Genomic DNA, 24800 nt, shown 5'->3' with positions numbered 1-24800 from the left:
TCCGTGACGGGCCGACCACGACTCTCCGTGACGCGGTTCCGTCACTTCTTGCCTGCCATGCGTGACGCTGTCCCGGTGAGCCCTCCCGCATCCGAGACGCCCCGGCCCCCGGGCGCGCCTGGCGGCGCCGCCGGGCAGCGCTTGCGGGCGATCGACACGCTGCTCGCCGACCGGGGCCAGCTGTTCCAGGCCCTGTTCCTCTCCGCGCCGATCGCCAAGGCCCTCGTCGACCTCGACGGGCACGTACTGGTCGCCAACCCGCGGATGTGTGCCCTCACCGGCCGCACCGCCGAGAGCCTGTCCGGCCGGCACGTCGACCTGCTGGCCCACCCCGACGACCCGCCGGTGGGCGACCTCGGGCTGCAGCCGGCTCCCGGGGAACCCGACCTGGACCCCAACCTGCTCCTCGATGGCGAGCGCCGGCTGCGCCGCTCCGACGGCACCGAGCTGTGGGTGGTCCAGTCGCACGAGGTGGTGCGGCAGAACAACGGGACGCCGCAGTTCGTCGTCCTCTCGCTGGTCGACGTCACCGACCGGCGCCGCGCGGAGGAGGACGCCGTCCGCCGCGCGTTCATGGACCCGCTGACCGGGCTCCCCAACCGCCGCGCGCTCACCGACCGGCTGCGCCACGCCGTCGCGCTCTCCCGCCGCCGGGGCCTGCAGGTCGGCCTGGTGCACCTCAACATCGACCGGTTCCAGGCCGTCAACGACGCCCTCGGCCACGAGGCCGGCGACCTGCTGCTCAGCCAGTTCGCCGACCGGCTGCGCTGGAGCACCCGGGTCGAGGACACCGCCGTGCGCCTGGGCGCCGATGAGTTCCTGGTCGTCGCCGAGGACGTCGAGGACCTCGACGGCCTGCGGGCGCTGGCCGACCGCCTGCTGAGCGTGCTCGACGAGGCGTTCGTGGTGAACGGCCGGGAGGTCACGCTGTCGGCCAGCGTCGGGCTCACCCTCGGCGCCGACATGCCCCCCGACGACCTGCTCCGCCAGGCGCAGAGCGCGCTGACGAAGGCCAAGGCCGACGGCCAGCGCGCCCGCATCGAGGTGCACGAGGGAGCGCTCAACCGCAACGACGTCGACGCGCTGCAGCTGGAGACCGACCTGCGGCACGCCCTCGACCACGACGAGCTGCGGCTGTTCTACCAGCCGATCGTGCGCCTCGCCGACGAGACGCTGCTCGGCTACGAGGCGCTGATCCGCTGGCAGCACCCCACCCGGGGCCTGCTGCCGCCCGGCGCGTTCCTCGACGCCGCGGAGAACAACCGGCTCACCTCGAAGCTCGGGGCGTGGGTGCTCCGGCGGGCCTGCCTGGACGCCGCCACCTGGTCCGACGACCTGCGGGTGCACGTCAACATCTCCGCCCGCCACCTCGCCGAGGACGGCTTCAGCGAGCTCGTCGCGGCCGCGCTGGAGGAGTCCGGCCTCCCGCCGCACCGGCTCGAGCTGGAGATCACCGAGTCCACGGCCCTGTTCGCCGCGGAGGCCACGCTGCACTCGGTCGCCGTCGTCACCGACCAGGGGGTCACGCTCGCCCTGGACGACTTCGGCACCGGCTACTCGGCCATCACCGCGCTGCACCGGCTGCCCATCCACACGGTGAAGATCGACCGCTCGTTCGTGGCCGACGTGGTCACCCAGCCTTCGACCGCCGCACTCGTGCACGGCCTGCTGCAGCTGGGCCGCGGCATGGGCCTGCAGGTGATCGCCGAGGGCATCGAGGACCTCGACCAGGCCGCCTGGCTGCTCGACCACGGCTGCGCCATGGCCCAGGGCTACGCGTTCGGCCGCCCGGCGCCGCTGCCCAGCCCGACCGAGGTGCTGATCGGCGAGGTGACCGAGGTCCCGGCCGAGGACGTCGCCGGCGAGCTGCTGCCCGAGCCCCCGCCCGCGCTCCCTCGGCAGCGGAGGCCGTCGACCCCCGAGGGGCACGACGGCACCGACACCGGCCGGCTCACCGCCCGCACGCTCTTCGACGAGCTCGCCGACCCCGACGAGTAGTCGCCCCCCGCCGCTCGTGCACGAACGGTCGTCGTCCGCACCGGATGACGACCGTTCGTGCACAGAGCGGGCCTCTCAGCGTCGCGGCAGGGCCAGGGGCACGCCCACCGGCACCGGTTCGCCGGGGTTCCCGGTCAGCCGCGGTAGGTCTCCAGCAGCCGCAGCCAGATCTCGCTGATCGTGGGATAGGCGGGGACGGCGTGCCACAGCCGCGCGATCGGCACCTCGCCGACGACGGCGATCGTCGCCGCGTGCAGCAGCTCGGCGACCGCCGGGCCGACGAGGGTGACCCCGAGCAGCACCTCGCGCTCGGTGTCGACGACCGCGATCGCCGTCCCGGTGTAGCCGTCGGCGAACACCGCGGCGCCGGACACGCTGCCGATCGGGTACTCGACGACGCGGTGCGGCAGGCCCGCCTCCTGCGCCTCGGCGCGGTCCGACCGACGCCGGCGATCTGTGGATCGGTGAAGACCACCGACGGCGTCGCGACGTCGTCCGCGATGTCCACGAACGGCGACCACGGTGCGGTGTCGACCTGCTCGCCGCGGGCCCGCGCGACGATCGCGGCCCCGGCCTGGCGGGCCTGGTACCTGCCCATGTGGGTGAGCTGCGCCCGGCCGTTGACGTCGCCGACGCCGACGCCGTAGAGCCAGGGGATCCCCTCCACCCGCAGCGCGGCGTCGACGGAGAGCTACTCCCCCGGCTCCAGGCGCGGCAGCAGCCGGTCGCCGCGCTGCAGCACGGTCACCTGCGAGCCGAGGGCCTGCCAGGCGGTGGCCATCTCGCAGCCGACGTAGCCGCCTCCGAGCACCGGAGCCGGCCCGGGGCCTCCTCGGCGCTGGTCGCCTCGCGCGGCCCGCGCCTCCGCGAGCACCTCGGTGCCCCGCAGCAGCGTCTTGCTCGGCATGCACGCCCAGTAGGAGCACTCGCAGCCGACCAGCTCGGGCTCGACGAGGAGCGCCGACAGCCCGCCCCGCACGACGACGTCGGCGACGTTCTCCCCGGTCGACCCCGCTCCCAGGACCACCACGTCGTACGTGCGCTCGGCTGCGCTCACCGGTTCATCCTGGTCGTGTGGTCGACTGGCCGCCATGCCGCTCGACGCCCCCGAGTACACCGCCGCCCTGGCCCAGTACGCCGCCGGGGTGTGCCTGCTGACCGTGCGGGACGACATCGACGACGTCGGGACGACGGTCAGCTCGGTCATGAGCGTGTCGGCCGCACCGCCGCTGGTCGCCGTCGGCCTGACCGCCGACGGGTACCCCGCCGAGGTGCTCGAGGCGGTGGGCAGCTGCGCGCTGACCGTGCTGGCCGCGCCGCACGCCATCGTCGCGTCCCGGTTCGCCTCCGCCGGGCGGCCCAGCGCGCGGCACCTGCTGGAGACGGTGCCCTGGACGAGGGCGGGGGGCAGCGGCGCCATCGTCCTGCGCGATGCCCCGGCCGCCCTGGACTGCCGCCTGGAGCGGCTGGTCGAGGCCGGCGACCACGTGCTCGCCCTCCTGCGGGTCGAGGCCGTGCCCGTGCTGAACCCCGCCGCGCCGCCCCTGCTGCGAGTGCGCGGCCGCTTCGTCGACGAGACGGGAACCGCGGCCGGGCGGGGCTGAGCGACCGCGATCGACGGAGCCCGCGAGCGGAGCCCTGCAGCGCGGAAGTCCGTTCCCACGGCGAGACTGTCCACCTACGCGCCCCGACCCGATCCCAAACCGTCCGACAGAGAGGCTCACCGATGAGTTCGCCGCAGCCCGTCGCGAGGCGGATCCTCGAAGCGTTCGCGGCCGCCGGTGTGCAGACCGCCTTCGGGCTCCCCGGGGTGCACAACCTGTCGTTCTGGCGGGAGACCGGCCCCGGCCTGCCCCGGATCGTCGGAGTCCGCCACGAGCAGACAGCGGTCTACGCCGCCGACGGCCTCGCCCGCGCCACCGCAGGTCTGGGGGTCGCACTGACCACCACCGGCCCCGGCGCCGCGAACGCCGCCGGCGCCTTCGGCGAGGCCGCCGCCTCGGGCACGCCGCTGGTCCTCGTGGCCAGCGAGGTGTCGACGAAGCTGGCCCGCCCGGGGGTGAGCCGCGGCATCCTGCACGAATCGCGGAACCAGGCGGGGATCTTCGAACCCCTGGCGAAGGCGGTGTTCCGGCCCCGGACCGCCGAGGAGGCGAGTGCGGCCGTCGCCGATGCGATCCGGACGGCGATGACCAGCCCGCGCGGCCCGGTCTACATCGACATCCCCACCGACGTCCTGAGCCAGCCCGCTCCGGCCGTTCCCCGGCACCCGATCACCCGGGTCGCCCCGGAGGCCGCGTCCATCCGGGCCCTGCACGAGTTGGTCGAGAAGTCGCCGTCGGTCGTCCTGTGGGTCGGCGGTGGCGCCGTGCAGGCCGACGCGGCCGAGCAGGTGGCGGCGCTCGCCGAGCGGTTGCAGGCCCCCGTCATCACCACCTACACCGCCCGCGGCATCCTCCCGCCGGACTCCCCGTACCTGGTGGGGCTCCCCCCGCACGAGCCCGAGATCGCCGACCTGGTGGCGGGCGCCGACCTGCTGATCGGCATCGGCAGCGACTTCGACGGGATGATGACCCGCAACTGGTCCATGCCGTTGCCCCGGGCCATGGCGACGATCAACTGCGCCGCCGAGGACCTCACCAAGAACTACCCGTTCGACGTCGCGGTGCTCGGCGATGCCAAGCAGGCGCTGCAGTCGTTGCTCGCCCTCCCGACCGGGCCCCGGCCCGCGGTGGCCGGACGGGTGAGCGAGGTCCGCGACCACTGCTGGAACCGGCTGTCCGGGGATCCCCGTGCCGCGGCCGGGCTGGAGCTGCTCGAGTCGATGCACACCGCCATGCCGGACGGCACGGTCGTCGTCGCCGACATGGCGATCCCCGGCTACTGGTTCGGCGGCTACGGCACGGTCCAGCGGCCGCGGACGCTCCAGTACCCCGTCGGGTGGGGAACGCTCGGGTACGCCCTGCCGGCCTCGGTCGGCCCCGGGGTGCTCGGCGACCGGCCGGTGCTCGCCGTCTGCGGCGACGGCGGCTTCATGTTCGCGGTGGGTGAGCTGGCGACCATCGCCCAGGAGAACCTCCCCGTCACGGTCCTCGTCGTCGACGACGGCGGTTACGGCATGCTGCGCTACGACCAGGACCACGCCGGCGACGAACACCGCGGCGTCGACCTCCTCCGCCCGGACTTCGCCGCGCTCGCCGAGTCCTTCGGCATTCCGGCGACGCGGGCGACCGGGCTCGGTCAACCGCTGGCGGAGGCACTGGGCACGGCCCTGTCCAGCGGGGAGCCGCGACTGGTCGTCACCGAGGCGACGCTGACCCCGCCGCGGACGACCTCCCCCCGATGGGCGGAGTGACCGGTCCGTCGTGGGTCCGGTCGCGGCCGGGGTCCGACGCCGGTCGTCACATCCGCGGGCCCGGCGGTGCTATCCGTGCATGGAGCTCGTACGGCACGGACGGCCGGCAGCGGCGGCCGTCCTGACATTCCCCGGTCGCGTGGGCCGGGTCGGAGGGACGGGCGGCGTGCCGGCAGCAGCGACCCGCGACGCGGTGCGGCCCGACCTCGAGGACATCTTCCGCCGGGAGTACCAGCGGGTGGTCGGGGTCGCCGCCCGGGTGCTCGGCTCCCGCGACCAGGCGGAGGACGTCGCGCAGGAGGTCTTCCTGTCCTTCGGCCGCTCGCCGGTCCCCGCCGCCGAGGCCGCCGGCTGGCTGTCGGTCGCCGCGGCCCACACCGCGCTGAACCTGATCCGCTCGGGGCGCCGCCGGGCCTCCCGGGAGGAGTCGGTGGCCTCCGCCGCCGAATCCGTCACCCCCGACGTGGCCGACACGGTGCTCACCCTCGAGGACCGCAGCCGCGTCCGGGCGGCCCTCGCCCGGCTGCCCCGCACGCAGGCGACCGCGCTCGTGCTGCGCCACAGCGGCTTGAGCTACGCCGAGGTCGCCACCGCGCTCGGTCTGTCCCCCGGCAGCGTCGGCACCACCGTGCGCCGCGCCGAACTCGCCCTTCGCAAGGAGCTGAACCGTCATGCGTCACCCGAATGAGGGCGTCCTCCGCCGGCTGATCGACGAGCCCGCCGGAGTCTCCGACGCCGACCGGGCGCACGTGGCCGGCTGCGCCGTCTGCTCCCGCGCCCTGGACGACGCCCGCGCCGACGCACACCTCGTCGGGGCGGCGCTCGGCGGATCCGGCGCCGTGGACGCGGACGCGGCGTGGGCCCGGTTCTCGGCCGCCTCCGCCCCGTCCACCGTGACCGCCTTCCGTCCGGCGCGCAGTGCCGGGCGCAACCGCTGGGGCACGGCGGTCCGGCGTCCCGCCGTGGCCGCGCTCGGCGCAGTGGTCCTGCTGACCGGCGCGGGGGTCGCGGCCGCCAACGACTGGCTGCCGATCTTCCAGACCGAGCGGGTCGACCCGGTCGAGGTCACCGCCACCGATCTGGTGCAGGTGCCCGACCTCTCGTCCTACGGCGACCTGCAGATCACCGAGGAGCCCGACCCCGAGCAGGTGGCCGACGCCGCGACCGCGCGCGAGCGCACCGGTCTCGACGTCCCGGAGGTCGCCGAGCTGCCCGAGGGCGTGACCGGGAAGCCGACCTACCAGGTGGCCGGCGTCGTGGGCGCCACCTTCACCTTCTCGGCCGCCAAGGCGGCGCAGGCCGCGGCCGCCGAGGGCGAGGTCCTGCCTCCGCCGCCGGCCGGGATCGACGGCAGCCGGATCCGGTTCGAGGCCGGGCCCGGGGTCGCGGCGATGTGGTCGCAGCCGACCGGCGTGCCGACCCTCGTCGTCGCCCGGGTGGGCGCGCCGAAGGTGCTCTCGTCGGGCGTGCCGTTCGAGACGGTCCGCGACTACCTGCTGTCGCTGCCCGGCCTCCCCGACGGGGTGGCCCAGCAAGTCCGCGACCTCTCCACCGACGCCGCGACGCTGCCGCTGCCGGTTCCGGCGGAGATGGTGACCAGCTCGACCGCCGACGTCGACGGGTCGGAGGCGACGGTGCTCACCTCCCGCAACGGGCTCTTCGCCGGCGTGGTCTGGGTGGAGGACGGCGTGATGACCGGCGTGGCCGGGACGCTCAGCGCCGACGAGCTCCTCGCGGTCGCCCGTGACCTCCGCTGACGCCGCTACCGTCCGCGGCGTGACCTCGAACGCCCCCGCGGCCGGCGGGCTCGACGACCTGCCGCCGTCCCCGGCGGTCTGGTGCTCCGGGCTGCGCAAGCGGTACGGACGCCGGACCGCCGTCGACGACGTGTCCTTCAGCGTCGGCCGCGGTGAGGTCGTCGGCCTGCTCGGCCCCAACGGCGCCGGGAAGACCAGCGTCATCAAGATGCTGCTCGGCCTGGTGCGGCCCGACGCCGGGGAGGTGCTGCTGCTCGGGCGGCCGTCGTCGGACCCGCGCTCCCGCAGCGCCGTCGGGTACCTGCCCGAGCTGTTCCGCTACCAGCCGTGGCTGACCGCGGCCGAGGTGCTGGACCTGCACGTGAAGCTGTCCCGCCTCGCCGTCCCCGCCGAGGAGCGCCGCGAGTGCCTGGCGCTCGTCGGCCTCGCCGAACGGGCCGGGGACCGCGTCGGCAGCTTCTCCAAGGGCATGCAGCAGCGGCTGGGCCTGGCCGTCGCCCTGGTCGCGCGGCCGCAGCTGGTCGTCCTCGACGAGCCGACCAGCGCGCTGGACCCGCTGGGCCGGGTCGACGTCCGCGACCTCGTCCTCGCGCTGAAGTCCCGCGGCGTCGCGGTGCTGCTCAACTCGCACCTGATCGGCGGGGTGGAGCAGGTGTGCGACCGGGTGGTGATCCTCGACAAGGGGCAGGTGGCGGCGTCGGGCACCCTGGCCGAGCTGCTCGGGCAGCGCGAGCTCCGGCTGCGGCTGGCCGGCGTCGACCGGCAGGTCGAGGAGCGGCTGCGGGCGGCCGGCACGCTGACGCGCAGCGGCGACTGGTTCACCGTCGCGCTGGCGTCCGAGGACGACGGCGTGACCGTGCCCGGCCTGGTGGCCGACCTGGTCGCCCTCGGCGTGCGGGTGCACGCCGTCGAGCCGGTGCGCATCAGCCTCGAGGAACGGCTGCTCGCGGTCCTCCGGCACGTGGAGCCGACGCCGTGACGGCGCTGACCGTCGCAGGCCTCACCCTGCGGGAGGCGTCCCGGCGCAAGGTCGTCCGGGCGCTGCTGGTGTTGACCGTGGTGCTGCTCGCGCTCAGCGGCTGGGGATTCTCGAAGCTGATCGGCCTGGACACCGAGCTGGGCACGCTGACCAGCGGGGAGGCCCGCCTGGTCGCCTCGATGCTGGTCAACCTGATCATGTTCGGCTTCAGCCTCATCGCGGCGATCGGCACGGCGTTCCTGGCCGGGCCCACGCTCGCCGGCGAGGTCGAGTCGGGCCAGGCGCTGGCGATGCTCGCTCGACCGGTCCGCCGGTCGTCGGTGCTGATCGGCAAGTGGCTGGGCCTGCTCGCCTTCGGCTGCGGCTACGTGGTGCTCGCCGGTCTGGTGCAGCTGCTCGTCGTGCGCGGCGTCGTCGGTTACTGGCCGCCGTCGCCGGCCACCGGGCTCGCCCTGCTCGCGGCCGAGACGGTCGTGCTGCTGACGCTGGCCCTGCTGCTGTCCAGCGTCGTCTCGCCGATGGCGTCGGGCACATCGCGGTCGGGCTCTTCGGGGCCACCTGGGTCGCCGGCGTCGTCGGCGGCATCGGCGGGGCGCTGGGCAACGAGGGCGTCGAGCGGGTGGGCAGCGTCTCGCGGGTGCTGCTGCCCACCGACGGGCTGTGGCGCGGTGCCATGAACGCCTTCCAGGACCCGACGGCGCTGATGCAGATGGGCCCCGAGGGCGGCTTCCCGTTCCTCAGCGATGCGGCGCTGACGCCGGCCTACCTCGCGTGGGCGGCGGTGTGGGTCGCGGTGATCCTGGGGCTGACCGCGCTGTCCTTCCAGCGCCGCGACGTCTGAGCAGGTGACGACCTGCTCCCTCCGGACGTCGGTCTCTGCTCCCCCTGGGAAGCAGAGACCGACGTGCCGGGTGACCTCCATCCTGTTGGCTGGGCCGGCCCCCGTGCAGGGTTCCGCCCGTGAGCCTGCGAGCGGGTGGGGGGCACGGGGGTCCTTCGACTAGCGTCGGAGACCCTATGAGCGCGCTGCCTGCACCGTCCGAGTCCGCCGTCCGCCGCGCCCTGGTGCGCGCCGAACGCGGCGTCGTCCTCGACGCCGTCGAAGCCGAGACCCTGCTGCACGCCCGCGGCCTGGGCGAGGGTGAGCCGCTGGACCGGCTGCTGACGGCCGCCGGCCGGGTGCGTGACGCCGGCCTGACCAGCGCCGGGCGGCCGGGGGTGGTGACCTACAGCCGCAAGGTGTTCATCCCGCTGACCCACCTGTGCCGCGACCGCTGCCACTACTGCACGTTCGTGACGACGCCGGGGCAGCTGCGCGCCGAGGGCAAGGCGCCCTACCTCTCCCCCGACGAGGTGCTCGACATCGCCCGGGCCGGCGCCGCGATGGGCTGCAAGGAGGCGCTGTTCACCCTCGGCGACCGCCCGGAGGACCGCTGGCCGGTCGCCGCGCAGTGGCTGGAGGCGCACGGCTTCGACTCGACGCTGGGCTATCTGCGGGCGATGGCGATCCGGGTGCTGGAGGAGACCGGGCTGCTGCCGCATCTGAACCCCGGCGTCCTGTCGTGGGAGGAGATCCAGCGGCTCAAGCCGGTGTCGGCGTCGATGGGGATGATGCTGGAGACGACGGCGACCCGGCTGTGGTCGCAGCCCGGCGGCCCGCACTTCGGCAGCCCCGACAAGGAGCCCGCCGTCCGGTTGCGGGTGCTGGAGGACGCCGGCCGCTGCGCCGTCCCCTTCACCACCGGTGTGCTGCTGGGCATCGGCGAGGACTACGCCGAGCGGGTGGACGCCGTCCTGCAGATCCGGGCCACGGCACTGCGGCACGGGCACGTGCAGGAGGTCATCGTGCAGAACTTCCGGGCCAAGCCGCGCACCGCGATGCAGACCTCCGCCGATCTGGAGCTGCAGGAGTACGTCGCCGCGGTCGCGGTCACCCGGCTGCTGCTCGGCCCGAAGGCCCGCGTCCAGGCGCCGCCGAACCTGTCGGACTCCACCGAGCTGGGCCTGCTGCTGCGCGCGGGCGTCGACGACTGGGGCGGCGTCTCGCCGCTGACCCCCGACCACGTCAACCCCGAGCGGCCCTGGCCCAACATCGACAAGCTGGCCGAGCTGACCGCGGACGCGGGTTTCACCCTCCGCGAGCGGCTGGCCGCCCAGCCGGGCTACGTGCTGGCGCCCGAGCCGTGGCTGGACCCCCGGGTCCGGCCCCACGTCGCCGCGCTGGCCGGCCCCGACGGGCTCGCCGTCGAGGCGCGGATCCCGGCCGGGCTGCCGTGGCAGGAGCCGGACGAGGAGTGGGGCACCGCGGCGACCGGGCGGGTCGACCTGCACGTCGAAGTCGACACCGTCGGGCGCAGCACCGACCGGCGCAGCGACTTCGACGCCGTCTACGGCGACTGGGCCGAGCTCCGCGACCGCACCGAGAGCGCCCGCGACGGGTCCTCCACGGCGCGGTCCGGCGGTGACCCGGAGGTGCTGGCGGCGCTGCTGCACGCCGAGGCCGACCCGGCCGGGCTGACCGACGCCGAGTACCTGGCGCTGCTGGGCGCCGACGGCGCCGATCTGGAGAACCTCTGCGCACTCGCCGACGCCGTCCGCGCGGACGTCAACGGCGACGACGTGACCTACGTCGTGAACCGGAACATCAACTTCACCAACGTCTGCTACACCGGCTGCCGGTTCTGCGCGTTCGCCCAGCGGCGCACCGACGCCGACGCGTACACGCTGTCGATGGAGCAGGTCGGCGACCGGGTCGACGAGGCGTGGGCCGCCGGCGCCACCGAGATCTGCATGCAGGGCGGTATCCACCCCGACCTGCCCGGCACCGCCTACTTCGACCTGGCCCGCGAGGTGAAGAAGCGGCAGCCCGGCATCCACCTGCACGCGTTCAGCCCCATGGAGATCGTCAACGGCGCGGCCCGCACCGGGCTGTCGTTCCGCGACTTCCTGACCGAGGCCAAGGCGGCCGGGCTGGACTCGATCCCCGGCACCGCGGCGGAGATCCTCGACGACGACGTCCGCTGGGTGCTCACCAAGGGCAAGCTGCCGACGGCGACCTGGCTGGAGATCATCGGCACCGCGCACGAGGTCGGCATCCCGACGACGTCGACGATGATGTACGGCCACGTCGACACCCCCGCCCACTGGGTCGGGCACCTGCGCACCCTGAGCCGCCTGCAGGACCGCACCAGCGGCTTCAGCGAGTTCGTGCTGCTGCCCTTCGTGCACCACAACTCGCCGATCTACCTGGCCGGGGTCGCCCGACCCGGTCCGACCGTGCGGGAGAACCGGGCCGTCCACGCGGTCGCGCGCCTGCTGCTGCACGGCCGCATCCCCAACATCCAGACCTCGTGGGTCAAGCTCGGCGACGCCGGCACCCAGGCGGTGCTGCGCGGCGGGGCCAACGACCTCGGCGGCACGCTGATGGAGGAGACGATCAGCCGGATGGCCGGCAGCGAGAACGGCTCGCTGAAGACCATCGCCGAGCTGGAGGCGATGGCCGCCGCGATCGGCCGCCCGGCCCGCCAGCGGACCACCGAGTACGGCACCCCCTCGGCCGAGCGCCTGGCCACCGCGCGCTCCGACGAGGGCCGCGCCCGGCTCACCCTCTCGATCACCCCCCGCTGACAGAGGGCCTCCTCTCCCCCACCTCTCGCCGGCTCAGGGCGGGCCCCTGAGAGAAGGCCGGGCGAGTTCGACGACCGCCGTGACCACCTCCTCCCCGGTGAGCAGGACGAGGTCGTTGTGATCGGCACCCGGGACCTCCACCACCCGGTGCAGCCGGGCGGCGGCGTCGGCCACCGCCCGGCTCTGCGCCGGCGGCACGATGGAGTCGGCACCGCCGTAGACCACGGTGGTGGGCACCTGCACCCGGCGGACCAGCTCGGCCACCGGGTAGCGGTCGCGCAGCAGCGACCGCACCGGCAGGAACGGGTAGTGCTCGCCACCCACCGCGGCGAGGTCGACGAAGGGTGAGCGCAGCACCAGGCCCGCCGGTGGGTGCTCGCTCGCCAGCTCGGTCGCGACGGCCGCGCCGAGGCTCTCGCCGAAGTACACGAGCCGGTCGGGCGGAACCTGCGCCCGGTCGAGCAGGTACGTCCGTGCCGCACGGGCGTCGAGCGCCAGCCCCGCCTCGCTCGGGCTGCCCGGGTTGCCGCCGTAGCCGCGGTAGTCGAAGAGCAGCACGGCGAGCCCCTCCGCGGCGAGCGCACGCGCCAGCGGGGCCCGCATGCCCCGGTGGCCGCCGTTGCCGTTGGCGACCAGCACCCCGGGAGCGTGCGGCGTCCGGCCCGGGACGAACCAGCCGGCCAGCCGCAGCCCGTCCTCGGTCTCGAGCACGACGTCCCGTGCACCCGGGACGGCCTCCGCCGCCGGGGGGACCGGCCCGGCGTCGGGCAGGTAGATCAGGTGGCGCTGGAACGCCCAGAGCAGGCCCACGAGGACAGTGCACAGCAGGACGACGCCGGCCGCACCCACCACTGCCCTGCGCACCACCTCCCGATGGTCCCCCTGCCGTGCGGGGCGTACCAGCGCTAGCGTCCGTGCATGGCACACGACCCCACCGCCGGCGGCACCGACCACTGGCACGCACCGCTGCGCCACGTCCGGGCGGCCGAGCTCTCGACCGACACCGGCCAGAGCAGCGGCATGACCCGCAGGGAAGCGGTGTCCGGCAAGAGCGTCGGGGCGGAGAAGGTCTGGATGGGCGAGGCGCACGTCGCGGCGGGCACCGCGTCGGCGAACCACCACCACGGCGACTCCGAGACCGGCATCTACGTCGTCTCCGGCCGGCCGGTGTTCGTCTTCGCCCGCGACGGCGAGGAGGTCCGGCTGACCCCGGAGCCCGGCGACTACGTGTTCGTGCCGCCGTGGACGCCGCACCGCGAGGAGAACCCGGGCGACGAGGAGGCGGTCGTCGTCCTGGCGCGCAGCAGCCAGGAGGCGGTCGTGGTCAACCTCGCGCCGGGCTCGCTCACCGAGCTCTGACCGTCCGGACCGACGGCTAGCCTCGGCCCATGGGTTACTTCGGCACGCTCGTCTACAGCGAGGGTCGCTGGCGCACGGGACGGCCGACCGCGGTGCCGTTCCTGATGGTCGACGTCCACGACAGCGACATCGCGACCGTCGACTACCGGGCGGCCGACGCCTCCGGCGGCAGGTTCTTCCTCGGCTACGAGCCCCGCGTGTACTTCGACGAACCGGACGCCTCCGCTCCGGTCGACACCGACGCCGAGGCCGCCGGCTTCGCCCGGTGGGTGCGCGACGCCGTCGGCGCGGAGGTGGAGCCGGCCGAGGTGCGCCGGCTCCTGGCCTCGCCCGGCGGGGTGCCGCCGACCGATGAGGTCGTGGAGCAGACCGTCGAGCGGATGCTCCTCCTCGCCGGGCTCCCGGTGCCCGAGTGGCCCACCGACGACGACGCACCTCCCGGCTGACGCATCGTCGGCCGGTGGCCGGGTAGCGGGCCACCGTGCGAGCGATCTCCTACACCCAGCCCGGTGACCCCGACGTCCTGCAGCTCGTCGAGCGCCCTCTGCCCGAGCCCGGTCCCGGCGAGGTGCGCGTCCGCGTCGCCTTCTCCGGGGTGAACCCCACCGACTGGAAGTCGCGGACCAGGGCGCAGCCCGGACCGGACGGGCAGGTGCCGAACCAGGACGGGTCCGGCACCGTCGACGCCGTCGGCCAGGGCGTCGACCCGGCGGTGCTCGGCCAGCGGGTGTGGATCTGGGAGGCCGCCTGGCAGCGGGCCTGGGGCACCGCCGCCGAGTTCACCGTGGTCCCGGCGCGGCACGTCGTGCTGCTGGGCGAGGACCCGTCGTTCGAGCTGGGCGCAGCCCTGGGCATCCCGTTCCTGACCGCGCACCGCTGCCTCAGCGTCGCCGAGTCCCTGCCCGACCGGCTCGGGCCCGGCACCCTCAGCGGGCACACCGTCCTCGTGCAGGGCGGCGCCGGCGCCGTCGGCAACGCGGCGATCCAGCTCGCCCGCTGGTCCGACGCCACCGTGATCGCCACGGTGAGCAGCCCGCGCAAGGCCCAGCTCGCGGCGGCGGCCGGCGCCGACCACGTCGTCCACTACCGGGAGCAGGACGTCGTCGCCGAGGTCCGCAAGGTCGCGCCGGAGGGCGTCGATGCGATCGTGGAGGTGTCGGCCGCGGTCAACGCCGCCGTCGACGCCCAGGTGATCGGCATGCACGGAGCGGTCGCCATGTACGCCGACGACGGCGGAGCCGAGATCACCGTGCCGGTGCGTGCGCAGATGGGGCCCAACGCCCGCTGGCAGTTCGTGCTCGTCTACACCGAGCCGGAGCGGGCCAAGGTGCTCGGCATCGAGGACGTCGCCACCGCGGTGGCCGACGGCGCGATCCGGGTCGGCGACGATGCCGGGCTGCCGCTGCACGTCTTCCCCCTCGCCGAGACCGCGGCCGCCCACCAGGCGGTGCAGGACGGCGCCGTCGGCAAGGTGCTGGTCGACGTCACCCGGTGAACCGACGGTGGTGGCCGGCGGGGCCGACCCTGCCTAGCCTCGGGTGATGGCCGACACCCAGACCCCGACGGATCTGTCCGTGCTCGCCGATGAGCTGCTCGACCGGGCCCGCACCGAGCACGCGGGCCGGGCGGGGCGCACGCTGCCGCACCCGGTCGACGGACTGCGGCAGACGGTGATCGCCCTGCGCGCCGGCGCAGAGCTGGCCGAGCACGAGACCCCCGGCCCGGCGAGCCTGCTGGTCGTGCGCGGAGCTGTGCGCCTGGTGGCCGGCGACCTGACGGTGCCGGTGACCGGCTCGCAGGTCACTCCCGTCCCCGACCGCCGGCACAGCCTGCACGCCGACGAGGACGCCGTCGTCCTGCTGACCGTGGCGGTGCCCCGGCGGGCGCCTGCCGCGCGCTGACATGCTTCGGCCGGCCCCACCTCAGTAGTGGTACCGGGCCTGGAGGACCACCAGCAGGTCACCGCTGAGCCGCTCGGGCTTGCCGGTGCCGGCGCCGGGGTCACGCGCCGCCTCGTCGCGGCACACGCGCCCGCACGGGTCGTCCCGGGCGCGAACCCTCCGGGAGTCAGCCGACGCCGAGGTCGCGCGCGATGAGCATCCGCTGCACCTCGCTGGTCCCCTCGCCGATCTCCAGGATCTTGGCGTCCCGGTAGAACCGGCCGACCGGGAACTCGTTCATGAACCCGTAGCCACCGTGCACCTGGGTCGCGTAGCGGGCGTTGTCCATCGCGACCTCGGAGCTGTACAGCTTGGCGATCGAGGCCTCGCGCTTGAACGGCTCACCGCGCAGCATCTTCTCCGCCGCCCGGTAGTACGCCAGCCGCGCGGTGGAGGCCCGCACCTCCATGTCGGCGATCATGAACTGCACGGCCTGGTTGCGGCCGATCGGCTGCCCGAACGCCTCCCGCTCACCGGCGTACTTCACCGACTCGTCGACGCAGCCCTGCGCCAGCCCGACCGACAGCGCCGAGATGGCGATCCGGCCCTCGTCGAGGATGGAGAGGAACTGCGCGTAGCCGCGGCCCCGCTCCCCCACCAGGTTCTCCTCGGGCACCCGGCAGTCGTCGAAGGACAGCTCGCGGGTGTCGGAGGCGTTCCAGCCGACCTTCGAGTAGCGCTGGCCGACCGTGAACCCCGGCGTCCCCGACGGCACGATGATCGCCGAGATCTCCTTGCCGCCGTCCGGCTTCGTGCCGGTCACCGCGGTCACCGTCACCAGCGAGGTCAGGTCGGTGCCGGAGTTGGTGATGAAGGCCTTCGAGCCGTTGATGACCCAGTGCCCGTCCTCCAGGCGCGCGGTCGTGCGGGTCGCCCCGGCGTCGGATCCGCCCCCGGGCTCGGTCAGGCCGAACGCACCCAGCGCCTCCCCGGTGCACAGCCGGGGCAGCCACTCCTGCTTCTGCGCTGGCGTGCCGAACCGGTAGATCGGCATGGCGCCGAGCGAGACCCCCGCCTCGACCGTGATCGCCATCGAGCTGTCGACGCGGGCCAGCTCCTCCAGCGCCACGCAGAGGTCGAAGTAGGTGCCGCCCGCGCCGCCGTACTCCTCGGGGAACGGCAGACCGAACAGCCCGAGCTCGCCCATCTGCCGCACGATCCCGGTGGGGAACTCGTCGCGCTCGTAGAACCCGCCGATCTGCGGGGCGATGACCTCCTGCGCGAACTCGCGCACGGTCTTCCGGAGGGCCTCGGTCTCGTCGCTGAGCCGGTAGTCCAACATCAGTTCTCCTGCTGCTCAGGCGCGGCCGCCGGGGTCACCAGCGCCACCCGCTCGTCCAGCGCGACCGTCTGGCCCGCCGTCACACCGAGCTCGGCCACCGTCCCCGCGACCGGGGCGGTGAGCACGTGCTCCATCTTCATCGCCTCGACGACCAGCAGCGGGGTGCCCACCGCCACCTCGTCGCCGACCGAGGCCCGCACCACCGTCACCGTCCCCGGCATCGGGGAGGTGACGACGCCGTCACCCGCGGCCCCGCCGGCCGCGGTGGACAGCCGCTCCTGCTCGCGCAGCGCGGTGACGTGCCCGCCCGCGGCCAGCCAGACGGTCCCGCCGTCGTGCACCAGCGCGTAGGACGACGTCAGCCCGTCGTAGGTGACCGTCAGCCGGTCGCCGTCCCGGACCGCCTTCGCCGCCGCCGGCACCGCATCCCCCACGGCGACCTCGGCGGAGGCCGCGCGCCCGCGTACCCGCACGGTCACCGGATCGGCGCCGGGCAGCTGCAGCCGGCGGACCGTCCACGCGGGCTCCCCGAGCCGCCAGCCGTCGGGCACGTCCCAGCGGTCGACGACCGGACCGGCCGGCTCTGCCTCCCCCAGCAGGGCGAGGGCCGCCGCGGCGTAGACGTGCGGCGCCGGCTCCTCGGCCGCCGTCAGCTGCTCGCCGCGGCGCTCGATCAGCCCGGTGTCGAGCCTCCCGGCGACGACGTCGTCGTCGGTGAGCAGCGCCCACAGGAAGGCCGCGTTCGTGGCGACCCCCAGCACGGCGGTCTGCCCGAGGGCGCCCACCAGCCGTGCCCGGGCGGTCTCCCGGTCCGGCGCCCAGGCGACGACCTTGGCGAGCATCGGGTCGTAGTCGGTGCCGACGCGCGTGCCGACCGCCAGCGAGCTGTCCATGCGGATGCCCGGTCCGGCCGGCTCGACCAGGCCCAGCACACTTCCCGCCTGCGGGAGGAAGCCCCGGGCCGGGTCCTCGGCGTAGAGCCGGGCCTCGATGGCGTGCCCGTCCAGGGAGACGTCGCTCTGGTCGATGGGCAGCCGCTCTCCCGCGGCGATGCGGACCTGCTGCTCGACCAGGTCCAGGCCGGTGATCAGCTCGGTCACCGGGTGCTCGACCTGCAGCCGGGTGTTCATCTCCAGGAAGAAGAAGTCGCGTGGCCGGTCGGCGTCCACGATGAACTCCACCGTGCCGGCACCGGTGTAGCCCACCGCCTTCGCCGCCTCCACGGCAGCGCGGCCCATCGACGCGCGCATCGCGTCGTCGAGCAGCGGGGACGGCGCCTCCTCGATCACCTTCTGGTGCCGCCGCTGCAGGCTGCACTCCCGCTCGCCGAGGTGGACGACGTTGCCGTACGCGTCGCCGAGGACCTGCACCTCGATGTGCCGCGAGTTCCCGACGTAGCGCTCCACCAGCAGGGTGTCGTCGCCGAAGGAGCTGAGCGCCTCCCGCCGGGCGCCGGCGATCGCGTCGGGCAGCTGGCCTTGCGACCGCACCACCCGCATGCCCTTGCCACCCCCACCTGCACTGGGCTTGAGCAGGACCGGGAAGCCCGCGGCGACGGCGGCCTCGGCCACCTCGTCATCGCTCATGCCCGGCTCGCTGCGGCCCGGCACCACCGGGACGCCGGCGGCCACCACGGTCTGCTTGGCGCGGATCTTGTCGCCCATCGCCTCGATGGCCGCGACCGGCGGACCGATGAAGACGATCCCCGCCTTCTCGCACGCGCGGGCGAACTCCACGTTCTCCGACAGGAAGCCGTAGCCGGGGTGGACCGCCTGCGCACCGGTGCGGGCGGCGGCGTCGAGCACCCGCTCGATCGACAGGTAGCTCTGCGCCGCGGGCGCCGGGCCGAGACGGACGGCGACGTCGGCCAGCCGGGTGTGCAGCGCCCCGGCGTCGGCGTCGCTGTGGACGGCGACCGACCGGACACCCATCTCACGCAGCGTGCGGATCACCCGCACGGCGATCTCGCCCCGGTTGGCCACGAGCACTGTCTGGAACATGTCACTCACATCCGGAAGACGCCGTAGCCGACGTCCTCCAACGGCGCGTTGGCGCAGGCGGACAGGGCCAGGCCGAGGACCGTGCGGGTCTGCGCCGGGTCGATGACGCCGTCGTCCCACAGCCGCGCGGTGGCGTAGTAGGGGTGCCCCTGCGACTCGTACTGATCGCGGATCGGCGCCTTGAACGCCTCCTCGTCCTCGGCCGACCACTCCTCACCGCGCGCCTCCAGGCCGTCGCGGCGCACCTGCGCCAGCACCGAGGCCGCCTGCTCACCGCCCATCACCGAGATGCGCGAGTTGGGCCAGGTGAAGAGGAACCGGGGCGAGTACGCCCGCCCGCACATGGAGTAGTTCCCGGCGCCGAACGAGCCGCCGATGACCACGGTCAGCTTCGGCACCCGCGCGCAGGCCACGGCGGTGACCATCTTGGCGCCGTGCTTGGCGATGCCGCCGGCCTCGTAGTCGCGGCCGACCATGAACCCGGTGATGTTCTGCAGGAACACCAGCGGAATCCGTCGGCGGTCGCAGAGCTCGATGAAGTGGGCGCCCTTGAGCGCCGACTCGGCGAAGAGCACGCCGTTGTTGGCGACGATCCCGACCGGATGCCCGTGCAGCCGGGCGAATCCGGTGACCAGCGTCTGCCCGTAGAGCGGTTTGAACTCGGCGAACCGGCTCCCGTCGACCAGCCGGGCGATGACCTCGCGGACGTCGTACGGCGTGCGCGGATCCGGCGGCACGACCTCGTACAGCGACTCCGGCGGGTACTGCGGCTCCTCGACCGGTGCCACGTCCCACGGCCGCGGTTCCCGCGGCCCGAGCGTGCCGACGATCTGCCGGACGATCTGGAGGGCGTGCGCGTCGTCGTCGGCCAGGTGGTCGGTGACGCCGCTGACCCGGCTGTGCAGGTCTCCTCCACCGAGGTCCTCGGCCGACACGACCTCCCCGGTCGCCGCCTTCACCAGCGGTGGGCCGCCGAGGAAGATGGTGCCCTGCTCGCGGACGATGACCGCCTCGTCGCTCATCGCCGGGACGTAGGCGCCACCGGCGGTGCAGGACCCCATGACCGCAGCGATCTGGGCGATACCCGCCTTGGAGAGGTTCGCCTGGTTGAAGAAGATCCGGCCGAAGTGCTCGCGGTCGGGGAACACCTCGTCCTGCATCGGCAGGAACGCCCCGCCCGAGTCGACCAGGTAGATGCACGGCAGCCGGTTCTGGAGCGCCACCTCCTGCGCACGCAGGTGCTTCTTCACCGTCATCGGGTAGTAGGTGCCGCCCTTGACGGTGGCGTCGTTGGCGACGACGACGCACTCCCGTCCGGACACCCGGCCGATGCCGGTGATGATGCCGGCGGCCGGCGCCTCGCCGTCGTAGAGCCCGTGCGCGGCCAGCGCCGAGAGCTCGAGGAAGGGGCTGCCGGGATCGAGCAGGGCGTCGACCCGCTCGCGGGGCAGCAGCTTGCCGCGTGCGGTGTGCCGCTCGCGGGCGCGCTCACCGCCCCCGAGGGCCACCCGCCGCAGCTGCCCGGCCAGGTCGGCGACCAGGTCGGCATGCGCCGCGGCGTGACGAGCGGCCGCCCCGGGGTCGGCCGACGGGGTCCGGGGAAGCACCGGTGCGTCCACGCGGGCGAGGTTAACCGCCGTTCACACCCGCGGTCCAGCCCCCACGTCGGAGGGTGAACCGTCGTTCACGGCGGGGCTAGCATCCCTGGCATGACGCCGGCCGGCACCCGCCTGGACCCGGGCTCCGCCGCCCAGGACACCGCCCTCCTCGCCGACGCCGGGCGCCCGTCCCGGCGGGAGCAGATCCTGCAGGCGGCGGCGCAGCTGTTCGCCGAGCGGGGCTCGCGGTCGGTGGGCGTGGACGACGTCGGCGCGGCGGTCGGGGTGACCGGGCCCGCGATCTACCGGCACTTCACCAGCAAGGACGCGATGCTGGCCGAGATGCTGCTGCGCATCAGCGAGCGGCTGGCCGACGGCGGCCGGGCGCGGGTAGCCACCGCGGGCCCCGATCCGGCGGCCCAGCTGCGCGCCCTGATCGACTTCCAGGTCGAGTTCGCCCTCGACAACCCCGCGCTCATCGTCGTGCACGACCGGGACCTCACCTCGCTGCCCGACAGCGAGGCCGGGCAGGTGCGCCGGCTGCAGCGGCGCTACGTCGAGGTGTGGGTGGCGGTGCTCGCGCGCCTGCACCCGGACGCGGCCGCGGCCGCCTGCCGGGCGCGCGCGCACGCCGTCTTCGGCCTGATCAACTCGACCCCGCACAGCGCCGGCCGGCTCGACCGGACGGCCATGGCCGCGCTGCTGCGCGGCATGGCGTGGGCGGCCGCCACCGGCTGAGGGCCCCGGTGCGGCTCAGCCCCCGGGCGGGGGCGGGACCGGCAGGGCCAGCCCGTCGGAGGCGATCTCGTCCACCGCGGCCAGGCTGCCGGCGGTCGCCGGATCGACCCAGGCGCTCTCCACGACCGTGACGGTCGGGCCGGAGACGGCGCTGGCGTACTCCGCCGAACGCAGCCCCGCCGGGCCGCCGTCGTAGGTGACGCCCTCGCGGAGCAGGTCGCTGACGTTGCCGCTGCCGTCGCGGTCGGTGAGCGCGCGCAGCTCACGGGCCGCCGCGGCGTCGGACATGGCCACCCGGGACACCGAGACGACGACCGGCGCGCCGTCGACCTGCGTCGAGTACAGCGCTCGGGACATCCCCACGCAGTCGGTGGCGGCGAAGAAGTCGGCCACCTCGCCGTAGGCGTGACCGGCGCACGTGTCGTCCACCTGCACCGCCTCGACGGTGAACTCGGTGCCGTCGACGGACCGGACGTCGCCCTCGGCAGGCCCCGGCGCGGCGGTGCCCGGGGCAGGCGTCCCGCCGGCACCGGGGACGTCCTGGTCCGCCTCGCCGCCGAGCAGGAGCCAGGCACCCACCCCGACCAGCGCCACCAGGGCGACGACGCCGGCGACCAGGGCCGCGGTCCAGCGGCGCCGGCCGGGCGGAGCGTCGTCGTCCCGTCCGGAGGCGGTGGCACCCCAGGCCGGGGACAGCGGTGGCCGGGCCGGCGGCTCGGCCGACCGGGGCGCCGCCGGGAGCACGGCCGTCCGGGGGCCACCGGGCGGTGCCGCCCCGCCGTCGGGGTGGCGGTCGCGCTCGGCGCCGCCGAAGAGGCCACCGATGCCGGCGTCGCCGCCCGGCGGCGCAGGTGGGCCGTCCACCTCGACGGTGTCGCGCTGCCGGGTGAGGTCGGGCGCCGGAGCTGCCGGCGCGGCGGCCGCCACCGCGGCCGCGTGCGCGGAGGCGACCGAGGCCGCCACCGCCCGCGCCACGGCGGTCGCGCTCGGCGGGTCCCCGCCGGGGGCCGGCGCGTCCGGCCGGTCGTCGGCGAGGGCCGCCGGCCCCGCGGGGGCCGGCGGCCCCTCGACGCGTGCGGCCGGCTGAGCCGCCGCCGAGGAGGCGTTCATCGCCGCCGGGGTGAGCAGCTGAGGACGGCGCAGCACGTACGGCGAGTACGGAAAGGCCTCTCCGTTGAGCTCCTCGACCGTCGGGCCCCGGCCGGGCAGCTCCAGCGCCTCGAGCGCGGCCCGCACGTCGGCGGTGGTCCACAGGCGGGGGTTGTCGACGCCGGCGTGGCGGCTGGCGCGGGCGAAGGCCAGCAGCAGCGAGCGCGGGTCCAGGGTGGCCACCTGGTCGCCCTCGCCGAGGTCGCCATCGGCCGGCACCAGGCCGGTGATCTCGCCGACCAGGACGGTGAGGCGTGCGATCCGGCCGGGCTCCAGGCCCGCCCGCCGCAGCTTCACGGCGGTGTCCATGCCGGCCCGCATCAACCCGTCCAGCGGGCTGGACCCGCCGCCGGCCAGCTGCAGCACCTGGCTGGGACCACCCTCGGGGGCGATGGTCCAGGCGCCCTCGGGCGTCGCCGTGACGACGCCGGACTGCCGGAGCACCTCGACCACGCGGATGACCGCGATGCCCTCGGGCACCAGCAGGACCGCGTCGGACTGGCGGCGGCCGAGCGGCCCGTCGACCAGCGGCACGGAGGCGACCACGGCGGCGCGCACCGAGGCGCCGGTGTCCCACCGCGCGAGCTCGCCGAAGAAGGCGCGCTCCCCCGCCGTCTGCAGCGGCGCCGGGGTCAGGGCCAGCACGTCGTCCTCCGGGGCGATCGGTGTGTGCGGTCAGGGCTGCGCCGGGCAGGAGCCGGTGCGGGGCGCCGGCCTGCAGGCGTGGCGCAGCCGTCCCCCGACGCTACGTCACGGACCGGGCCGGCCGGGCGTCGTGAGCCGGCGCAGCAGGGTCAGGCGGCGACGCGCTCCGCCGCGGCGGCCGGCTCGTCCGCGGCCCGCCAGCCGGTCCGCCGGGAGCTGTGCTCCAGCACGTCCACCGCGCTCCACAGGACGGTGAACCCGACGGCGACCGGCAGCACCGACCACCAGTTCCACGGCGGCAGCAGGCCCAACGCGTCCAGCGGGAACGCGGCCGCGTACACGGCGGCCGTGACGACCGGCGCGGCCACCCAGCCGGGAAGGCCCCGGGTGACGGCGACGTCGATCAGCACCGCGCCCAGGATGAGCACCGCCGGGAGCACCGAGGGCGGGAATCCGGTCGCGACGAGGCCGAGCCACATGACCCCGCGGTAGCCGAGGTAGCCGATCGCGATGACCGACGCCGTCCAGCGCAGCCCGACCACCTTGCGGGCCACCACCAGCGTGAGCAGGCCGGCGCAGACGAGCCACGCGGGGTGCACCCAGGAGGGCACCGGCAGCATGAACATCGTGGGGGTCTGGCCCTGCGCGGCGGCGAAGTCCAGCAGGGACGGCTCGGCCGTCGTCCGCCCCGCGGCGTACGCCTCCAGCGACAGGACGCCGTACTCCTGGTGCTGGTTCGGGAAGACGACGTTCTCCAGGAAGAACAGCCACAGGCCCAGCGAGACCAGCTCCCGGGTGCGGCCGGGTGCGGCGTGCAGCCACCAGCCGCGCAGCGCGCCGGCCAGCATGATCGCCGTCCCGATGTAGAGCAGGGCGTGGCTGGGGCTCCAGCTGGTGATGTCCAGGCCGTTGACCCGGTGGTTGACGAGGTCGACCGGGATCGCGACCAGGAAGGCGGCGCTGCCGACCTGCATCAGCCGCAGCGCCCGCCGGTCGACCCCGTAGCCGCTGTAGCTGTGGAACAGCACCAGGACGACGACGGCCGCGGTGCCCACGGTGTTGAGCAGGTGGGGGGGCGCGAGGTCGTCGCGCAGCCACTTGAAGTGCCAGGAGACGTCCCAGGACGAGCCGAGCATCTTGAGCAGGAAGGCCGCCAGCCACGCGGTGTAGATCCAGCGAAGCTCGGTCTGATCGGTGGCGCGGCCCGGGCGGCCGGGGGTCATGTACGCCGCCCAGAGCCACCTCACCAGGGCGATCGGGTGGGCCAGACCGGCGCGGAGCGTTCCCGGCGCCTGCGGCACGGCGGTCGCTGCGGGGGCGGGTGCAGAAGACACGGAAGAGCTTCCTGACGAGAGGACGTTCCGGCGACCCTAGCCGTCATCCCCGCCGATCCCGGGCCGTTCCGGTCGCGCCCCCGGGCACGGTGGGACATGCGAGGACACGCGGGGTGATCGGGGCGGCCGGGACACGCGGTGCGTACTGTCGGACGACGTGGCGGAGAGCGCGGGACACCTGGTCTGGATCGACTGCGAGATGACCGGGCTGGACCTGACCAAGGACAAGCTGATCGAGGTCGCGGTCCTGATCACCGACTCGGAGCTCAACGTCGTGGACCCGGGGCTGGACCTGATCATCTCCGCCGACGAGGCCGACCTCGACGGCATGACCCAGTTCGTCGCGGAGATGCACGCCAAGTCGGGTCTCACCGAGGCCGTCCGGGCGGCGACCCTGACCGTCGCCGACGCCGAGCAGCAGATCCTCGCCTACGTGAAGCGGTTCGTGCCCGACCGGCGCACGGCCCCGCTGTGCGGCAACTCGATCGGCACCGACCGCGGCTTCCTCGCCCGCGACATGCCCGAGCTCGACGACCACCTGCACTACCGGATGGTCGACGTCTCCTCGGTGAAGGAGCTGGCCCGCCGCTGGTTCCCCCGCGTGTACTTCGCCCAGCCCCCCAAGGGGCTCGCCCACCGGGCGCTGGCCGACATCATCGAGTCGGTGCGGGAGCTGGCCTACTACCGGCGCACGCTGTTCGTGCCGGCGCCGGGCCCCAGCGGCGACCAGGCGAAGAAGGCCGCCGACCAGGTCGTCGGCTCGTTCGCCGAGCTGCTCGCGTCCGGGGACGCCGCCACCGCCTGACCGCCCCGACTCCCCCGACGGAGTCGCGCACCGGCTCCGGTATCGTTGTCCCGTTCCCTCCGGGCGCCTGCGTCCGGGCGGAGGCACGGTGGGTGTAGCTCAGTCGGTAGAGCACCAGGTTGTGATCCTGGGTGTCGCGGGTTCGAGCCCCGTCACTCACCCCACCCGGTGGAGGCCCTGGTCAGTTCGCTGACCAGGGCCTCTCCCGTTCTCCGGCCCGCGCTGGAGAAGCAC

General features: G+C 74.7%; 24 protein-coding genes and 1 tRNA gene. 17 read left to right on the top strand and 8 right to left on the bottom strand.

Annotated elements, in window-relative coordinates:
• The first annotated feature begins 75 nt into the window (after positions 1–75).
• The gene (locus ABC795_RS05485; RefSeq protein WP_347059906.1) at positions 76–1998 is read left to right on the top strand and encodes an EAL domain-containing protein; all 1923 of its coding nucleotides are present in this window, start codon (positions 76–78) and stop codon (positions 1996–1998) included.
• A gap of 134 nt (positions 1999–2132) precedes the next feature.
• Here the strand turns inward: ABC795_RS05485 and ABC795_RS05480 are convergent, their stop codons facing one another.
• On the bottom strand, positions 2133–2372 hold the full coding sequence (locus ABC795_RS05480; RefSeq protein ID WP_347059905.1) for a hypothetical protein: 240 nt from the start codon (positions 2370–2372) through the stop codon (positions 2133–2135).
• A gap of 90 nt (positions 2373–2462) precedes the next feature.
• Between ABC795_RS05480 and ABC795_RS05475 the strand changes: the two genes are divergently transcribed.
• Positions 2463–2645 (top strand): hypothetical protein, encoded by a 183-nt coding sequence (locus ABC795_RS05475; protein ID WP_347059904.1) that lies wholly within the window; start codon positions 2463–2465, stop codon positions 2643–2645.
• 44 nt (positions 2646–2689) lie between these two features.
• On the opposite strand, the gene ABC795_RS05470 is transcribed toward ABC795_RS05475, so the two are convergent.
• Positions 2690–3055: an FAD-dependent oxidoreductase gene (locus ABC795_RS05470; protein ID WP_347059902.1), complete on the bottom strand. Its 366-nt coding sequence runs from the start codon at positions 3053–3055 to the stop codon at positions 2690–2692.
• A 34-nt stretch (positions 3056–3089) separates the two neighbouring features.
• On the opposite strand from ABC795_RS05470, the gene ABC795_RS05465 reads away from it, so the two are divergent.
• The 8 genes from ABC795_RS05465 to ABC795_RS05430 all read left to right on the top strand — a co-directional run bounded on the left by ABC795_RS05465 (position 3090) and on the right by ABC795_RS05430 (position 11716).
• A complete protein-coding gene (locus tag ABC795_RS05465) occupies positions 3090–3602 on the top strand; it encodes a flavin reductase family protein (RefSeq protein WP_347059900.1) in 513 nt (170 codons plus the stop codon).
• Positions 3603–3724: 122 nt separating this feature from the next.
• A complete protein-coding gene (locus ABC795_RS05460; protein WP_347059899.1) occupies positions 3725–5353 on the top strand; it encodes a thiamine pyrophosphate-binding protein in 1629 nt (542 codons plus the stop codon).
• Positions 5354–5519: 166 nt separating this feature from the next.
• Positions 5520–6041 carry a sigma-70 family RNA polymerase sigma factor gene (locus ABC795_RS05455; protein WP_347059898.1) on the top strand — a complete coding sequence of 174 codons (522 nt, stop codon included), beginning with the start codon at positions 5520–5522 and terminating at the stop codon, positions 6039–6041.
• Entirely contained in the window at positions 6025–7110 is a 1086-nt protein-coding gene (locus tag ABC795_RS05450; protein ID WP_347059897.1) for a hypothetical protein, read from the top strand. Before ABC795_RS05455 ends, ABC795_RS05450 begins: the two co-directional genes overlap by 17 nt.
• A gap of 19 nt (positions 7111–7129) precedes the next feature.
• Complete coding sequence (locus tag ABC795_RS05445) at positions 7130–8089, top strand: ABC transporter ATP-binding protein (RefSeq protein ID WP_347059896.1); 960 nt, start codon at positions 7130–7132, stop codon at positions 8087–8089.
• Positions 8086–8766: an ABC transporter permease subunit gene (locus ABC795_RS05440; protein WP_347059895.1), complete on the top strand. Its 681-nt coding sequence runs from the start codon at positions 8086–8088 to the stop codon at positions 8764–8766. The genes ABC795_RS05445 and ABC795_RS05440 overlap by 4 nt, the downstream gene beginning before the upstream one ends.
• A complete protein-coding gene (locus ABC795_RS05435; protein WP_347059894.1) occupies positions 8727–8930 on the top strand; it encodes a hypothetical protein in 204 nt (67 codons plus the stop codon). Before ABC795_RS05440 ends, ABC795_RS05435 begins: the two co-directional genes overlap by 40 nt.
• Positions 8931–9106: 176 nt before the next feature.
• Positions 9107–11716, top strand: coding sequence for a bifunctional FO biosynthesis protein CofGH (locus tag ABC795_RS05430; protein ID WP_347059893.1), 2610 nt, complete (start codon positions 9107–9109; stop codon positions 11714–11716).
• 33 nt (positions 11717–11749) lie between these two features.
• Here ABC795_RS05430 and ABC795_RS05425 read toward each other — a convergent pair whose 3' ends face one another.
• Entirely contained in the window at positions 11750–12583 is an 834-nt protein-coding gene (locus tag ABC795_RS05425; RefSeq protein ID WP_347059892.1) for an alpha/beta hydrolase, read from the bottom strand.
• Between the two features lie 51 nt (positions 12584–12634).
• On the opposite strand from ABC795_RS05425, the gene ABC795_RS05420 reads away from it, so the two are divergent.
• The 4 genes from ABC795_RS05420 to ABC795_RS05405 are packed head-to-tail and all read left to right on the top strand — an operon-like array spanning position 12635 to position 14976.
• Positions 12635–13075 carry a cupin domain-containing protein gene (locus ABC795_RS05420; protein WP_347059891.1) on the top strand — a complete coding sequence of 147 codons (441 nt, stop codon included), beginning with the start codon at positions 12635–12637 and terminating at the stop codon, positions 13073–13075.
• A 29-nt stretch (positions 13076–13104) separates the two neighbouring features.
• On the top strand, positions 13105–13521 hold the full coding sequence (locus ABC795_RS05415; RefSeq protein ID WP_347059890.1) for a hypothetical protein: 417 nt from the start codon (positions 13105–13107) through the stop codon (positions 13519–13521).
• Positions 13522–13556: 35 nt separating this feature from the next.
• Positions 13557–14570, top strand: a complete 1014-nt coding sequence (locus ABC795_RS05410; protein ID WP_347059889.1) for an NADPH:quinone reductase — start codon at positions 13557–13559, stop codon at positions 14568–14570.
• A 46-nt stretch (positions 14571–14616) separates the two neighbouring features.
• Positions 14617–14976 carry a LuxR family transcriptional regulator gene (locus tag ABC795_RS05405; RefSeq protein ID WP_347059888.1) on the top strand — a complete coding sequence of 120 codons (360 nt, stop codon included), beginning with the start codon at positions 14617–14619 and terminating at the stop codon, positions 14974–14976.
• Positions 14977–15142: 166 nt separating this feature from the next.
• Here ABC795_RS05405 and ABC795_RS05400 read toward each other — a convergent pair whose 3' ends face one another.
• From ABC795_RS05400 to ABC795_RS05390, 3 genes are read right to left on the bottom strand one after another with little or no spacing between them, the layout of a single operon-like run.
• Positions 15143–16297 carry an acyl-CoA dehydrogenase family protein gene (locus ABC795_RS05400; RefSeq protein ID WP_347059887.1) on the bottom strand — a complete coding sequence of 385 codons (1155 nt, stop codon included), beginning with the start codon at positions 16295–16297 and terminating at the stop codon, positions 15143–15145.
• A complete protein-coding gene (locus ABC795_RS05395) occupies positions 16297–18297 on the bottom strand; it encodes a biotin carboxylase N-terminal domain-containing protein (RefSeq protein ID WP_347059886.1) in 2001 nt (666 codons plus the stop codon). The genes ABC795_RS05400 and ABC795_RS05395 overlap by 1 nt, the downstream gene beginning before the upstream one ends.
• 5 nt (positions 18298–18302) lie before the next feature.
• Entirely contained in the window at positions 18303–19916 is a 1614-nt protein-coding gene (locus ABC795_RS05390) for a carboxyl transferase domain-containing protein (RefSeq protein ID WP_347059885.1), read from the bottom strand.
• Between the two features lie 90 nt (positions 19917–20006).
• Between ABC795_RS05390 and ABC795_RS05385 the strand changes: the two genes are divergently transcribed.
• On the top strand, positions 20007–20633 hold the full coding sequence (locus ABC795_RS05385) for a TetR/AcrR family transcriptional regulator (protein WP_347059884.1): 627 nt from the start codon (positions 20007–20009) through the stop codon (positions 20631–20633).
• A gap of 15 nt (positions 20634–20648) precedes the next feature.
• On the opposite strand, the gene ABC795_RS05380 is transcribed toward ABC795_RS05385, so the two are convergent.
• Both ABC795_RS05380 and ABC795_RS05375 read right to left on the bottom strand, forming a co-directional pair.
• A complete protein-coding gene (locus tag ABC795_RS05380) occupies positions 20649–22427 on the bottom strand; it encodes a hypothetical protein (protein ID WP_347059882.1) in 1779 nt (592 codons plus the stop codon).
• Positions 22428–22576: 149 nt separating this feature from the next.
• Complete coding sequence (locus tag ABC795_RS05375) at positions 22577–23761, bottom strand: hypothetical protein (protein WP_347059881.1); 1185 nt, start codon at positions 23759–23761, stop codon at positions 22577–22579.
• 157 nt (positions 23762–23918) lie between these two features.
• Between ABC795_RS05375 and orn the strand changes: the two genes are divergently transcribed.
• Both orn and ABC795_RS05365 read left to right on the top strand, forming a co-directional pair.
• Positions 23919–24566: an oligoribonuclease gene (orn, locus tag ABC795_RS05370; RefSeq protein ID WP_347059880.1), complete on the top strand. Its 648-nt coding sequence runs from the start codon at positions 23919–23921 to the stop codon at positions 24564–24566.
• A gap of 88 nt (positions 24567–24654) precedes the next feature.
• Positions 24655–24730: transfer RNA gene (locus ABC795_RS05365), tRNA-His, on the top strand.
• Positions 24731–24800: the final 70 nt, after the last annotated feature.

It is taken from the genome of Blastococcus sp. HT6-30, from assembly GCF_039729015.1.
Taxonomy (GTDB): Bacteria; Actinomycetota; Actinomycetes; order Mycobacteriales; family Geodermatophilaceae; genus Blastococcus.
The sequence above is the reverse complement of the archived record's forward strand: the minus strand, read 5'-3'. Positions and strand labels throughout refer to the sequence as shown.

What these genes read in the sequence shown, in the direction of transcription:
- ABC795_RS05465 (WP_347059900.1), top strand. Translation starts at nt 3,090, where the DNA reads ATGCCGCTCGACGCCCCCGAGTACACCGCCGCCCTGGCCCAGTACGCC.
- ABC795_RS05420 (WP_347059891.1), top strand. Translation starts at nt 12,635, where the DNA reads ATGGCACACGACCCCACCGCCGGCGGCACCGACCACTGGCACGCACCG.
- ABC795_RS05395 (WP_347059886.1), bottom strand. Translation starts at nt 18,297, where the DNA reads ATGTTCCAGACAGTGCTCGTGGCCAACCGGGGCGAGATCGCCGTGCGG.
- ABC795_RS05450 (WP_347059897.1), top strand. Translation starts at nt 6,025, where the DNA reads ATGCGTCACCCGAATGAGGGCGTCCTCCGCCGGCTGATCGACGAGCCC.
- ABC795_RS05400 (WP_347059887.1), bottom strand. Translation starts at nt 16,297, where the DNA reads ATGTTGGACTACCGGCTCAGCGACGAGACCGAGGCCCTCCGGAAGACC.
- ABC795_RS05415 (WP_347059890.1), top strand. Translation starts at nt 13,105, where the DNA reads ATGGGTTACTTCGGCACGCTCGTCTACAGCGAGGGTCGCTGGCGCACG.
- ABC795_RS05405 (WP_347059888.1), top strand. Translation starts at nt 14,617, where the DNA reads ATGGCCGACACCCAGACCCCGACGGATCTGTCCGTGCTCGCCGATGAG.
- ABC795_RS05430 (WP_347059893.1), top strand. Translation starts at nt 9,107, where the DNA reads ATGAGCGCGCTGCCTGCACCGTCCGAGTCCGCCGTCCGCCGCGCCCTG.
- ABC795_RS05385 (WP_347059884.1), top strand. Translation starts at nt 20,007, where the DNA reads ATGACGCCGGCCGGCACCCGCCTGGACCCGGGCTCCGCCGCCCAGGAC.
- ABC795_RS05460 (WP_347059899.1), top strand. Translation starts at nt 3,725, where the DNA reads ATGAGTTCGCCGCAGCCCGTCGCGAGGCGGATCCTCGAAGCGTTCGCG.